The organism is Bacillus sp. SIMBA_008 (assembly GCF_046535495.1).
Lineage (GTDB): Bacteria > Bacillota > Bacilli > Bacillales > Bacillaceae > Bacillus > Bacillus subtilis.
This window is the reverse complement of the sequence record NZ_JAWRWL010000002.1, coordinates 396,766-410,439: the sequence shown is the minus strand read 5'-3', so window position 1 is coordinate 410,439 and position 13,674 is coordinate 396,766. Positions and strand designations below refer to the sequence as shown.

At 42.4% G+C, this 13,674-nt stretch carries 13 protein-coding genes; 9 read left to right on the top strand and 4 right to left on the bottom strand.

Features of this window, described 5'->3' with window-relative positions:
- Positions 1-4: 4 nt before the first annotated feature.
- The 3 genes from SB658_RS07495 to ade all read left to right on the top strand — a co-directional run bounded on the left by SB658_RS07495 (position 5) and on the right by ade (position 3,449).
- Complete coding sequence (locus SB658_RS07495) at positions 5-832, top strand: gamma-glutamylcyclotransferase family protein (protein ID WP_046160350.1); 828 nt, start codon at positions 5-7, stop codon at positions 830-832.
- Between the two features lie 62 nt (positions 833-894).
- Complete coding sequence (gene ktrC / locus SB658_RS07490; RefSeq protein ID WP_003222311.1) at positions 895-1,560, top strand: Ktr system potassium transporter KtrC; 666 nt, start codon at positions 895-897, stop codon at positions 1,558-1,560.
- Between the two features lie 155 nt (positions 1,561-1,715).
- Positions 1,716-3,449: an adenine deaminase gene (gene ade, locus SB658_RS07485; protein WP_015715822.1), complete on the top strand. Its 1,734-nt coding sequence runs from the start codon at positions 1,716-1,718 to the stop codon at positions 3,447-3,449.
- Positions 3,450-3,482: 33 nt separating this feature from the next.
- Here the strand turns inward: ade and rnjA are convergent, their stop codons facing one another.
- On the bottom strand, positions 3,483-5,150 hold the full coding sequence (rnjA, locus tag SB658_RS07480; protein ID WP_003245660.1) for a ribonuclease J1: 1,668 nt from the start codon (positions 5,148-5,150) through the stop codon (positions 3,483-3,485).
- Between the two features lie 5 nt (positions 5,151-5,155).
- Positions 5,156-5,365, bottom strand: a complete 210-nt coding sequence (rnpZA, locus tag SB658_RS07475) for an RNA polymerase subunit omega 1 (protein ID WP_003222303.1) — start codon at positions 5,363-5,365, stop codon at positions 5,156-5,158.
- Positions 5,366-5,750: 385 nt separating this feature from the next.
- Here rnpZA and SB658_RS07470 point away from each other — a divergent pair, with 385 nt between their 5' ends.
- Positions 5,751-6,524, top strand: coding sequence for a Cof-type HAD-IIB family hydrolase (locus tag SB658_RS07470; RefSeq protein ID WP_015715823.1), 774 nt, complete (start codon positions 5,751-5,753; stop codon positions 6,522-6,524).
- 35 nt (positions 6,525-6,559) lie between these two features.
- On the opposite strand, the gene def is transcribed toward SB658_RS07470, so the two are convergent.
- Together def and SB658_RS07460 are read right to left on the bottom strand one after the other, a co-directional pair.
- On the bottom strand, positions 6,560-7,114 hold the full coding sequence (gene def / locus SB658_RS07465) for a peptide deformylase (RefSeq protein WP_015715824.1): 555 nt from the start codon (positions 7,112-7,114) through the stop codon (positions 6,560-6,562).
- Between the two features lie 109 nt (positions 7,115-7,223).
- Positions 7,224-7,382 (bottom strand): YjcZ family sporulation protein, encoded by a 159-nt coding sequence (locus SB658_RS07460; protein ID WP_003232317.1) that lies wholly within the window; start codon positions 7,380-7,382, stop codon positions 7,224-7,226.
- Positions 7,383-7,595: 213 nt separating this feature from the next.
- Here SB658_RS07460 and SB658_RS07455 point away from each other — a divergent pair, with 213 nt between their 5' ends.
- From SB658_RS07455 to lpdA, 5 genes are all read left to right on the top strand, one after another.
- Positions 7,596-8,267, top strand: coding sequence for a YkyA family protein (locus tag SB658_RS07455; protein ID WP_009967146.1), 672 nt, complete (start codon positions 7,596-7,598; stop codon positions 8,265-8,267).
- A 422-nt stretch (positions 8,268-8,689) separates the two neighbouring features.
- Positions 8,690-9,805 (top strand): pyruvate dehydrogenase (acetyl-transferring) E1 component subunit alpha, encoded by a 1,116-nt coding sequence (pdhA, locus tag SB658_RS07450; protein ID WP_003222294.1) that lies wholly within the window; start codon positions 8,690-8,692, stop codon positions 9,803-9,805.
- Positions 9,806-9,808: 3 nt separating this feature from the next.
- The gene (pdhB, locus tag SB658_RS07445) at positions 9,809-10,786 is read left to right on the top strand and encodes a pyruvate dehydrogenase complex E1 component subunit beta (RefSeq protein ID WP_014113660.1); all 978 of its coding nucleotides are present in this window, start codon (positions 9,809-9,811) and stop codon (positions 10,784-10,786) included.
- Between the two features lie 114 nt (positions 10,787-10,900).
- Positions 10,901-12,229 carry a pyruvate dehydrogenase complex dihydrolipoyllysine-residue acetyltransferase gene (pdhC, locus tag SB658_RS07440; RefSeq protein ID WP_003232311.1) on the top strand — a complete coding sequence of 443 codons (1,329 nt, stop codon included), beginning with the start codon at positions 10,901-10,903 and terminating at the stop codon, positions 12,227-12,229.
- A gap of 4 nt (positions 12,230-12,233) precedes the next feature.
- Positions 12,234-13,646 carry a dihydrolipoyl dehydrogenase gene (gene lpdA, locus SB658_RS07435; RefSeq protein WP_003232309.1) on the top strand — a complete coding sequence of 471 codons (1,413 nt, stop codon included), beginning with the start codon at positions 12,234-12,236 and terminating at the stop codon, positions 13,644-13,646.
- The last annotated feature ends 28 nt before the right edge of the window (positions 13,647-13,674 follow it).

Here is a 13,674-nt window from a genome sequence, read left to right as displayed (position 1 = left end):
TAAAGTGAACTCGCTTCTGTTTGTATACGGGACATTAAGAAAGCATGAAAAAAACCATCATTTGCTGGCACAATCGGCATGTATCAATGAGCAGGCGAGAACAAAGGGAAGTTTGTTTGCTGCAAAAGAGGGGCCCACAGCTGTTTTAAATGGTGAAGGCTATATATACGGCGAAGTATATGAAGCAGATGAATTGTGTATACATAAGCTCGATCAATTTTTTCAAGGATATCATAAACAAACGGTGTTTGTAGAAACGGATGTCGGGATTAAAAATGCGCTTATTTATTTTATGAACAAAGACGGGTTTGCCGGCTTTACGAAAATAAGCAGCGGCGACTGGAAAGAACATCAGATGATCAGCAAATCGAAAAATCCCATTTATTATTTTGCCTATGGATCATGCATGGATAATGCCCGCTTTCAAAAAGCGGGAGTCGATCACTATTTTCAAGATACAGTAGGAAGGGCTGTTTTAAAAGGATACACAACCCGCTTCACGCTAAAAAGGGATGACGGTTCAAGAGCGGACATGTTGGAAGACGGAGGAACAACAGAAGGCGTTTTATACCGTATCCCTTATTCTGCTCTCTCCTATCTATATAAAAGGGAGGGCGTCGAATCTCTTACGTATCGGCCGGCATTTGTAGACGTTGAAGCTGGCGGTAGGCACTACAAAGACTGCTTAACCTTTCTCGTCCTCCAAAAAGAAGCGGAAATTGCCCCGCCTCAGCACTATCAGATTGAAATCGAACGCGGAGCGGAGCTGTATTTGTCGCCTGAGTTTACTGAAAAGCTCAAGCGGCATATGAATTCGCTGCCAAAAGGATAACACTGTAACAAAAGAATATGATAAAATTTGATCAATATCATGTCATATAAAGGAGCACCACGATGAAAAAAGAATTTGCGGTAATTGGGCTGGGCCGTTTTGGTGGCAGTATTTGCAAAGCATTAAGCGAAGAAGGCGTCGAGGTTATGGCAATGGATATCGATGAAGATAAAGTCAACGAGTATGCCAAGATTGCATCTCACGCAGTTATCGGTGATTCGACAGACGAATCTGTCCTGAAAAATTTAGGCCTGCGAAATTTTGACCACGTTATTGTAGCAATCGGGGAAAATATTCAAGCGAGTATTTTAACGACACTCATTCTGAAAGAACTTGGCGTCCATACGATTACAGTTAAAGCGCAGAACGATTATCACGAAAAAGTGCTGTCTAAAATTGGCGCGGATCACATCGTCCACCCAGAACGCGATATGGCAAAACGAATTGCGCATAATATCGTGTCCAACAATGTACTTGACTATTTGGAGCTGTCTGAAGAGCATAGTCTTGTTGAAATCGTAGCTAACAGCCGCCTGGCTGGAAATACACTTCTCGATTTAGATATTCGCGCAAAATACGGTATTAATATCGTAGCCATAAAAAGGGGCAAGGAAGTCATCGTATCACCGCTTGCAACCGAAGTCATCCACCAAGAAGATATACTCATTGTTATTGGATCAGTTACAGACATCTCCCGTTTTGAAAAAAGAGTTCTTCATACTAAATAGCAGTCAAATAAGCCGTCCTCAAAGGGCGGTTTTTCATATTATCAGAATATAACAACTTTAATGAACTGAGCGCCAATTTCTTAAAATTTCATTGACTAAGCACAGGCGTTCCGATAGCATATTGTACCATATAATAAAAAAGAGGAGGGGCCTATTTGAATAAAGAAGCGCTAGTCAATAGGCTGAATGCTTCAGCCCAAAGACAAAAAGCTGATATCGTCATTAAGAACGGAAAAATCATGGACGTATATAATCAAGAATGGATATATGAAGATATTGCGATTACAGATGGAGTTATTGTAGGCCTCGGTGAGTATGAAGGTGAAAATACCATTGATGCAGAGGGACAAATGATTGTTCCGGGTTTTATTGATGGACATGTACATATTGAGTCGTCAATGGTTACACCGATTGAGTTCGCTAAAGCAGTGTTGCCTCATGGCGTGACGACGGTTGTTACAGATCCGCATGAGATCGCGAATGTGTCTGGTGAAAAAGGGATTGTGTTTATGCTTGAACAAGCTCGGCATACACCGCTGAATATCCATTTTATGCTTCCTTCCAGTGTGCCTGCCGCAAGTTTTGAGCGATCAGGCGCAATTCTTAAAGCTGCAGATCTCAAGCCTTTTTATGAAGAAGAAGAAGTATTAGGACTGGCTGAAGTTATGGATTATGTGTCGGTTCAGCAGGCTGAAGAAGACATGGTTCAGAAACTGCTCGATGCCCGTGTTGCAGGAAAACGGATAGACGGTCATTTAGCTGGTTTATCAACAGACCTCATTAACATTTACAGAACCGCATTTGTCTTAAATGACCATGAAGTAACATCGAAGGAAGAAGCCCTTGATCGTATCAGAAGGGGCATGTATGTCATGATGCGTGAAGGATCAGTCGCCAAAAACACGCTCAATGTGCTGCCGGCGGTGAATGAAAAGAACGCACGCCGGTTCTTTTTTTGTACGGATGATAAGCATGTGGATGATTTATTGTCAGAGGGAAGTGTAAACCATCAGGTGAAAATGGCGATTCAAGCCGGACTTGATCCGTTTTTAGCCTATCAATTAGGAAGCCTCAATGCGGCCGAATGCTACGGATTAGATACAAAGGGAGCGATTGCCCCGGGTTTTGACGCTGATTTGCTCTTTGTATCTGATCTGGAAAATGTCACTGTCACAATGACGATGGTAAAAGGGCAGACTGTTGCTGAAGACAGCAAAGCGGTCTATCATGATTATGCTTCAACTGCAGCACCAGATCAGGCACTGCTTGATTCTGTTAAGCTTGCTGATCCTCTTAACAAACAGGATTTTCATATGCCAATCGATTCAGAGCAGCAGATCAATGTCATTCAAATCATACCAAATCAGCTTGAAACAAGATTAGTACAAGTTCCGGCTCCTGTTGCCCGCGAATTTGAGCCTGACACTGAGCTTGATTTGTTAAAGATTGCAGTTGTTGAGCGGCATAAAGGATTAAAAGAAACCGGACTTGGTGTTGTGAAAGGTTTTGGATTCAAGAGCGGAGCGATTGCCACAACCATTTCACACGACTCCCATAATATTATTGCTGTCGGAACGAATGATGAGGATATCGCGGCGGCAGTTAATAAGCTGCAGGAAATTGGCGGAGGATTAACGATTATAAAAAATGGGGAAGAGCTCCATTCAGTACCGCTGCCGATTGCAGGGTTATTATCCGACCAATCTGCAGAGCAAGTGAATCAAAGCTTGCTGACGCTTCATGATAAATTGCCGTTAATCGGTTTCACAGGCGGATTTAATCCATTTTTGACATTGTCGTTTTTAGCGTTGCCTGTCATTCCTGATATTAAAATGACGACTACGGGCTTATTCGATGTAAAATCATTTCAACACATATCACTGCAATAAAAAGAGGCACTCCCTTAGGGAGTGCCTCTTTTTTTAAACCTCCATAATGATCGGCAGGATCATTGGACGGCGCTTTGTTTTTTCGTACAAGAAAGGTGCAAGCGTGTCTGTAATCTCGTTTTTGATTTCAGACCATTGAGTCGTTTTTCGTTCCATTACTTTTTGTAAGTGATTTGAAATGAGCTCTTGAGCGTCGTTGATCAAGTCGCCAGATTCTCTCATGTACACAAATCCTCTGGAAATCAAATCTGGGCCCGCTGAAATCTTGAAGTCGTCCATGTCAATGCTGACAACAACGATGACAAGTCCTTCTTCAGAGAGAATTCTGCGATCACGAAGTACGATATTGCCAATATCACCGATACCGCTTCCGTCAATGTACACTGAACCGGACGGGATTTTTCCTGCAACTGAAGCCTCGTCGCCTTTAAGCGCTAATACTTCACCATTATCCATGATAAAGCAGTTTTCCTCTGGGATGCCACAATCTGTTGCAAGTTTGACATGCATCTTTTGCATTCTGTACTCACCGTGAATCGGCATGAAGAATTTAGGCTTGATTAAACGAAGCATCAGCTTCTGTTCTTCCTGTCCGCCGTGACCGGATGTATGGATATCGTTAAGAGGGCCGTGAATAACCTCAGCACCCGCACGATACAGCTGGTTGATTGTTCGACTCACGCTGATTGTGTTGCCTGGGATAGGGGATGAAGAAAATACGACTGTATCCCCAGGATTGATTGAAATTTGGCGGTGTGTGCCGTTTGCAATTCTTGATAACGCCGCCATTGGTTCCCCTTGGCTTCCTGTACATAAAATTGTTACTTTATTAGCAGGCATACGATTGATTTCGTTATGCTCAATAAACGTATTTTTAGGACAGTTAATATAACCGAGTGTCTGTCCAATTTCGATAGCCGATTCCATACTGCGTCCAAATACGGCAACTTTTCTTCCATTTTGTACAGCAGCTTCAATTACCTGCTGCAAGCGGTGAATATTCGACGCAAATGTAGCGAAGATAATTCGGCCGTCCACCTTGCGGAAAATGTCATGAATGCTTTCTCCTACACGGCGCTCAGACATGGTAAACTCCGGATTTTCACTGTTTGTGCTGTCTGAAAGAAGGCACAAAACGCCTTCTTTACCGATTTCGGCCATTTTCGTTAAGTTTGCCGGCTCGCCGACTGGAGTAAAGTCGAATTTGAAATCCCCAGTATGTACGATGTTTCCGGGCGGCGTTTTTACAACAATGCCGTAGGAATCCGGAATACTGTGTGTTGTTCTGAAGAATGACACAGCCGTTTTGCGGAACTTTACAATATCATCCTCGCCGATAATGTTCAGTTTCGTCTGTCTCAATAATCCATGCTCTTCAAGTTTATTCCGAAGTAAGCCGATCGCGAGTTTTCCGCCGTATACAGGAATATTCACTTGTCTGAGCAGGTATGGAATACCGCCGATGTGGTCTTCGTGCCCGTGGGTGATAAAAAGCCCTTTAATTTTATCTTCGTTTTTGACTAAATACGTATAATCAGGGATGACGTAGTCAATTCCGAGCAGTTCGTCCTCGGGAAACTTGATCCCCGCATCAATCAGCACAATTTCATCCTGGAATTGCACCGCGTACGTATTTTTACCGATTTCGCCCAAACCTCCGAGGGCGAAAACAGCAGTCTGATCATTTTTTACAAATTTCATACCGCTCATAACTCCAATACTTTAAAATTTTCGCTCTGTTGTTCATATTCTAAGAATGCACCATCAACAGGTGTAATAAACTCAATATTAAATTTCTTTTCTTTCAGCTTTGTTCTGACGTCACGCTCAGATACGCCTTCAATATAAAGTGAATCTGTCTTTTCCCGAACAGGTACTTCGTCAGCCTTCTCTTGATAAAATACCTTATAAATCATTCCAAATCTCTCCTTAAATGCCGTATGTTAGACTCGCTCATTCTATTATATTCGAAAACGGAATATAAGGAAAGCCTTGAGCAAAATAAGGATCTCTCAAAAAGTGAAAGATCCCTTGTCAGGCAATTGCTTTCTTACGGAGCATTCCGTTCCATTGTCTTCTGAGTTTCTTTCTTAATTTACGCAGCATTAGCCAGTTCCTCCTTTATTAAAATATTTGTCCCAGAGTTCTTTTATACAAATAGTATACGGAGATTGAGGAAGACTTTTCGTGGTTATAAATGGAATTTAATATGATTTTTGAACGAAATTGTTTGCTGAATGACAATCTTTTTGTATGATGAGGGTGGGAATTGCAGACCAAGACGATAAAGGGGAAGTTGCGATGGATTCAAAATTAATCTTTTTTGATATTGACGGCACAATATATGATCATGATAAGAATATACCGGAAAGTACGAGAAAAACCGTGGCGGAGCTGCAGCGCCAAGGGCATCATGTGTTTATTGCCAGCGGCCGATCTCCATTTTTGGTTAAGCCGATTTTGGAGGAGCTGGGCATCCACTCATTTATTTCCTACAATGGACAGTTTGTTGTCTTTGAAAATCAAGTGATTTATAAAAATCCGCTGCCTAAAGATGCAATCAGGCGATTATTAAAGCAGGCGGATGAAGGCAAGCATCCTGTTGTGTTTATGGCTGAGGACACGATGAAAGCGACTGTTGCGGATCACCCTCATGTTCTCGAGGGAATCGGCAGCCTTAAAACCGATTACCCAGAGACCGATGACCTTTTTTATGAAGGAAAAGAAATTTTTCAGCTTCTTTTATTTTGTCAGGATGAAGAAGAAAAAGCTTATGCCGCTTTTCCTGAGTTTGATCTAGTTCGCTGGCATGAGCTATCGACTGATGTTCTGCCGCACGGAGGTTCGAAGGCAGAAGGAATCAAAAAAGTGATTGAGCGTCTTCCGTTTGATATCGGCGATACATATGCTTTCGGCGACGGATTAAATGATCTGCAAATGATTGAATATGTTGGGACAGGCGTTGCTATGGGAAATGCTGTTCCCGAACTGAAAGAAATCGCGGACTTTGTAACAAAACCGGTGGACGAGGATGGAATTGCATACGCTGTCAAAGAATTGGGCCTTTTAAAATAAAGAAACGGCTGGCATTGTGCCAGCCGCTTTTTCTATTAGCGCTCAATTGCGATTGCATTTTCAGGTTCTTTGAAAGGATTTTCCTTATCAATATGATCATAGAACATAACACCGTTCAAATGATCGATCTCATGCTGAAACACAATAGCCGGAAATCCTTTTAAACGAATATCAATATTTTCGCCTTCTAGTGTTGTTCCTTTTACTCTGATGCGAGAATAGCGGGGAACATAACCGGGAATCGCTTCATCCACAGAGAGGCAGCCCTCGCCGCTTGTTAAGTAGCTTTTTTCAACTGAATGGCTGACGATCTTAGGATTAAACAGAGCATAGCTGTATAATTTACCGGAAGCATCTTCCGCATGAACGGCGATCATTCGTTTTTTGATATTAATTTGAGGAGCTGCGAGTCCTACGCCAGGGCGCAGCTTGTATTTTTCGGCTAATTCAGGATTTTGGCTGTTTTTAACAAATTCGATCATGTCGGCCAGCTGCTGTTTTTCTGCATCAGTTGGAGGCAGCTCAACAGGTTCGGCAGTCTCTCTGAGGGCTGGATGGCCGTCACGTACGATGTTTTCCATAGTAATCAAGAAACTTCACTCCTAAAGCTTAATATGTAAATTATATCGGATTTCTTCACAAAGGTGCAACGAAACGAATGACCAGCCGTATATGGCTGGTCAATTTCATGCTGTGTGGTTAGCAACAGCCTCCGCCTAAATAAGCAGCTCCGACAATGATTAACAGAATGAATAAAACAACGATTAGCGCAAAGGTGCGGCCGTAGCCATATCCGCAGCCACCATATCCGTAACCACCATAACTGCAGCAGCCTCCGCCGTAACCATATCCATACATATTACATAACCTCCTCTTTTAATTACGCCAGAGCCTTTATAAGTAGGCATAGCGTCTAATATAACCTATGTAAAAACAAAAAAGTTGTATGGTCATCTGTCCTGATTTTTCACTTTTTTGATTTAATTTCAGTATTGCATTAATACAGCACGACTATTGCCAAATGTCCCCATGGATTCTATAGTAGAAATTGTCAAGATTGGGGGATTTAACGTGAAAGACGCTATAAAACGGAGGCCTGGAATCAAGATCGGAGCTTTTTGTGCCATGGCACTGATATTAACAGGATGCATGGGACAGGACCCGGTTGATTCACTTCATCATTCATTAGAAAAAGCCGCGGAATCGGAAAAGCCGTTTCAAGAAGAACAAAACACACTCAAAGAATTAGAGGCCAAAGAAAATCAGCTTTACGATAGTGTTATGAAGCTCAATATGGATGATTATAAAAAAATTGTTGCTTTATCTAATAAGGCGCTTGAAAATGTCAGCAAGCGCGAAGAACACCTAAAGCTTGAAAATGACAGCATGAAAAAATCGGAAACAGAATTTGAGGAAGCAAAAACGTCAGCGGAACATATTAAGGAAAAAGACATAAAAGAAAAGGCCGATGCCGCAGCAAACCATATGGAGAAAAGATATACATCATATGGCACTATGTATAAAGAGTATAAAAAAGCGCTTGAGCTTAATAAAAAACTGTATATGCAGCTGAAAGACAAAGACTTGACAAGAGATGATCTGGATCAGCAGATCGATAAAGTCAATGCTTCTTATGAAAAGATCCTTAAATATAGCGGAGAATTTAATGAACAAACCGAAAAATATAATAAAGCCCGGGAAGATTTATATGATGCTGCAGGCTATCGTGTGAAAAAGAGCTGACTCGATCAGCTCTTTTTTGAATGAAATGCGATTCGGATTTCATTCAAAATTTTCATTTCTATTGTAGTACAGCATAGTAAGGTATACTAGTACAGTTTTGGGCGCGGTTGGCATCTGTTTTTTTGTTGAAAATGTAAAGCGAATACATTTATTGAAAATCAGCGATGAAAACGATTGACGGTTCTTCTTTATTTGGTGTAAACTAATCCATGTTAAGCGGTGTTGTATTAGTTTTTTACAACTTCGAAATAATACAGTTCAAAGCAGAGTGTAACTATCCTACATAAAAGGTTTTGGCAAACTGGGGATCGGCTAAAATATAATACGACTTACTGCTGATACTTTAGGGTACCCTAAGTTTGTATGTATAAAAGGAATGCACGTCTAATGACTGTTTAAAAGAAAGGAAGAGGTGACTTAGTATGGCTGCAAAAACGAAAAAAGCTATCGTTGACAGTAAGAAGCAATTTGATGCCATTAAAAAGCAGTTCGAAACGTTCCAAATTTTAAATGAAAAGGGAGAAGTCGTGAATGAAGCGGCGATGCCTGATTTAACTGATGATCAATTAAAAGAGCTAATGCGCCGCATGGTATTTACGCGTGTGCTTGACCAACGCTCTATCTCATTAAACCGTCAAGGACGTCTCGGATTTTACGCTCCTACTGCGGGTCAAGAAGCTTCTCAGATTGCAACGCATTTCGCGCTTGAAAAAGAAGACTTTGTTCTTCCTGGATACCGTGATGTGCCTCAGTTAATTTGGCACGGCCTTCCATTATATCAAGCGTTTCTTTTCTCTCGCGGACATTTCAGAGGAAACCAAATGCCTGATGATGTGAATGCCCTTTCTCCACAAATCATTATCGGTGCTCAATACATTCAAACTGCCGGTGTTGCGCTAGGTCTTAAAAAACGCGGTAAGAAAGCTGTCGCAATCACTTACACTGGTGACGGCGGAGCTTCTCAAGGGGACTTCTACGAAGGAATTAACTTTGCCGGAGCTTATAAAGCACCTGCAATCTTCGTGGTGCAAAACAACCGTTATGCGATTTCAACTCCTGTTGAAAAACAATCTGCAGCTGAAACAATTGCACAAAAAGCTGTAGCTGCCGGTATTGTCGGCGTACAAGTAGACGGAATGGATCCGCTTGCTGTATACGCAGCAACTGCTGAAGCACGCGAGCGTGCAATCAACGGCGAAGGTCCAACACTAATTGAAACACTTACATTCCGTTATGGCCCGCACACAATGGCTGGTGACGATCCTACTAAATATCGTACAAAAGAAATCGAAAATGAGTGGGAACAAAAAGATCCGCTTGTACGCTTCCGTGCGTTCCTTGAAAACAAAGGCTTATGGTCTGAAGAAGAAGAAGCAAAAGTGATTGAGGATGCGAAAGAAGAAATTAAGCAAGCGATCAAAAAAGCTGATGCTGAACCGAAGCAAAAAGTAACTGATTTAATGAAAATCATGTACGAAAAAATGCCTCACAACCTTGAGGAGCAATTTGAAATTTATACACAGAAGGAGTCGAAGTAAGCCATGGCGCAAATGACAATGATTCAAGCAATCACGGATGCGTTACGCACAGAACTGAAAAATGACGAAAATGTCTTAGTTTTCGGAGAAGACGTTGGTGTAAACGGCGGCGTATTCCGTGCGACAGAAGGATTGCAAAAAGAATTCGGTGAAGACCGTGTGTTTGACACGCCACTTGCTGAATCTGGTATCGGCGGTCTTGCCCTTGGTTTAGGCTTAAACGGCTTCCGTCCGGTAATGGAAATCCAATTCTTCGGATTTGTTTATGAAGTAATGGATTCAGTTTCTGGCCAAATGGCTCGTATGCGCTACCGTTCTGGCGGACGCTGGACTTCACCTGTAACAATTCGTTCTCCATTCGGCGGCGGTGTTCATACTCCTGAACTTCACGCTGACAGCTTGGAAGGTCTTGTTGCACAACAGCCTGGTATCAAAGTTGTGATTCCATCAACTCCTTACGATGCCAAAGGACTTTTAATTTCTGCGATCAGAGACAATGATCCTGTTGTCTTCTTAGAGCATATGAAGCTTTACCGTTCTTTCCGTCAGGAAGTTCCTGAAGAAGAATACACAATTGAGCTTGGAAAAGCTGACGTGAAACGTGAAGGTACTGATCTTTCAATCATTACTTACGGCGCAATGGTTCATGAATCATTAAAAGCTGCTGAGGAGCTTGAAAAAGACGGCATTTCTGCTGAAGTTGTCGACCTTCGTACAGTAAGCCCACTTGATATCGATACAATTATCGCTTCTGTAGAAAAAACAGGACGCGCGATTGTCGTTCAAGAGGCACAAAAACAAGCCGGTATTGCTGCAAACGTAGTAGCAGAAATTAATGACCGTGCGATCCTGAGCTTGGAAGCACCTGTACTTCGCGTTGCAGCGCCAGATACAGTATTTCCTTTCTCTCAAGCGGAGAGCGTATGGCTTCCAAACCATAAAGACGTTCTTGAAACAGCAAGAAAAGTGCTTGAATTTTAATCAAACTGCATAATCGAGAGGGAAGATGAACGTTTTCCCTCTATTATATATCTGTTTTCAATGCTTACGATGTAAATTTTAAAATTGCTTAATCAAACTAGGAGGTCGAGAACTGTGGCATTTGAATTTAAACTTCCAGATATCGGGGAAGGTATCCACGAAGGCGAAATCGTAAAATGGTTTGTCAAGCCTAACGACGAGGTAGACGAAGATGATGTACTGGCTGAAGTCCAAAATGATAAAGCAGTAGTAGAAATTCCTTCACCTGTTAAAGGAAAAGTATTAGAATTAAAAGTTGAAGAGGGAACGGTTGCAACTGTTGGACAAACGATTATTACGTTTGATGCACCTGGTTACGAAGATCTTCAATTTAAAGGCAGCGACGAGTCTGACGATGCGAAAACTGAAGCACAAGTTCAGTCAACTGCAGAAGCTGGACAAGACGTTGCGAAAGAAGAGCAAGCTCAAGAGCCTGCAAAAGCTACTGGCGCAGGACAGCAGGATCAAGCTGAAGTTGACCCGAACAAACGCGTGATCGCTATGCCTTCCGTACGTAAATATGCTCGTGAAAAAGGCGTAGACATCCGTAAGGTTACTGGTTCAGGCAACAATGGACGTGTTGTAAAAGAAGATATCGACAGCTTTGTAAACGGAGGAGCGCAAGAAGCTGCACCGCAAGAAACAGCTGCACCACAAGAAACAGCTGCTAAACCGGCTGCTGCACCAGCTCCAGAGGGCGAATTCCCAGAAACACGCGAAAAAATGAGCGGTATCCGTAAAGCAATTGCAAAAGCGATGGTTAACTCTAAACACACTGCTCCTCACGTAACGTTAATGGACGAAGTGGACGTAACAAACCTTGTTGCACATCGTAAACAGTTCAAACAGGTTGCTGCTGATCAAGGAATCAAGCTGACTTACTTGCCTTATGTTGTAAAAGCTCTTACATCTGCACTGAAAAAATTCCCTGTTTTAAACACGTCAATTGACGATAAAACAGATGAAGTCATCCAAAAACATTACTTCAACATCGGTATCGCTGCTGACACTGAAAAAGGCTTGCTTGTACCGGTTGTGAAAAATGCAGATCGTAAATCTGTCTTTGAAATTTCTGATGAGATCAATGGCCTTGCAACAAAAGCTCGTGAAGGCAAGCTTGCTCCAGCTGAAATGAAAGGCGCATCTTGCACAATTACAAACATCGGTTCTGCCGGCGGACAATGGTTCACTCCGGTTATCAACCATCCAGAAGTTGCGATTCTTGGTATCGGACGCATTGCAGAAAAAGCGATTGTTCGTGATGGCGAAATCGTAGCAGCTCCAGTCTTAGCTCTTTCTCTCAGCTTCGACCACCGTATGATCGACGGAGCAACTGCGCAAAATGCATTAAATCACATCAAGCGTTTACTGAACGATCCACAATTAATTTTAATGGAGGCGTAATGTTATGGTAGTAGGAGATTTCCCTATTGAAACAGATACTCTTGTAATTGGTGCGGGACCTGGCGGCTATGTAGCTGCCATCCGCGCTGCACAGCTTGGACAAAAAGTAACAGTCGTTGAAAAAGCAACTCTTGGAGGCGTTTGTCTGAACGTTGGATGTATCCCTTCAAAAGCGCTGATCAATGCAGGTCACCGTTATGAGAATGCAAAACATTCTGATGACATGGGAATCACTGCTGAGAATGTAACAGTTGATTTCACAAAAGTTCAAGAATGGAAAGCTTCTGTTGTCAACAAGCTTACTGGCGGTGTAGCAGGTCTTCTTAAAGGCAACAAAGTAGATGTTGTAAAAGGTGAAGCTTACTTTGTAGACAGCAATTCAGTTCGTGTTATGGATGAGAACTCTGCTCAAACATACACGTTTAAAAACGCAATCATTGCTACTGGTTCTCGTCCTATCGAATTGCCAAACTTCAAATATAGTGAGCGTGTCCTGAATTCAACTGGCGCTTTGGCTCTTAAAGAAATTCCTAAAAAGCTCGTTGTTATCGGCGGCGGATACATCGGAACTGAACTTGGAACTGCGTATGCTAACTTCGGTACTGAACTTGTTATTCTAGAAGGCGGAGATGAAATTCTTCCTGGCTTCGAAAAACAAATGAGTTCTCTCGTTACACGCAGACTGAAGAAAAAAGGCAACGTTGAAATCCATACAAACGCGATGGCTAAAGGCGTTGAAGAAAGACCAGACGGCGTAACAGTTACTTTCGAAGTAAAAGGCGAAGAAAAAACTGTTGATGCTGATTACGTATTGATTACAGTAGGACGCCGTCCAAACACTGATGAGCTTGGTCTTGAGCAAGTCGGTATCGAAATGACGGACCGCGGTATCGTGAAAACTGACAAACAGTGCCGCACAAACGTACCTAACATTTATGCAATCGGTGATATCATCGAAGGACCGCCGCTTGCTCATAAAGCATCTTACGAAGGTAAAATCGCAGCAGAAGCTATCGCTGGAGAGCCTGCAGAAATCGATTACCTTGGTATTCCTGCGGTTGTTTTCTCTGAGCCTGAACTTGCATCAGTTGGTTACACTGAAGCACAGGCGAAAGAAGAAGGTCTTGACATTGTTGCTGCTAAATTCCCATTTGCCGCAAACGGCCGCGCGCTTTCTCTTAACGAAACAGACGGCTTCATGAAGCTGATCACTCGTAAAGAGGACGGTCTTGTGATCGGTGCACAAATCGCCGGAGCAAGTGCTTCTGATATGATTTCTGAATTAAGCTTAGCGATTGAAGGCGGCATGACTGCTGAAGATATCGCGATGACAATTCACGCTCACCCAACATTGGGTGAAATCACAATGGAAGCTGCTGAAGTGGCAATCGGAAGTCCGATTCACATCGTAAAATAATTTTCATATCAAAAACAGCCCTCGCTCA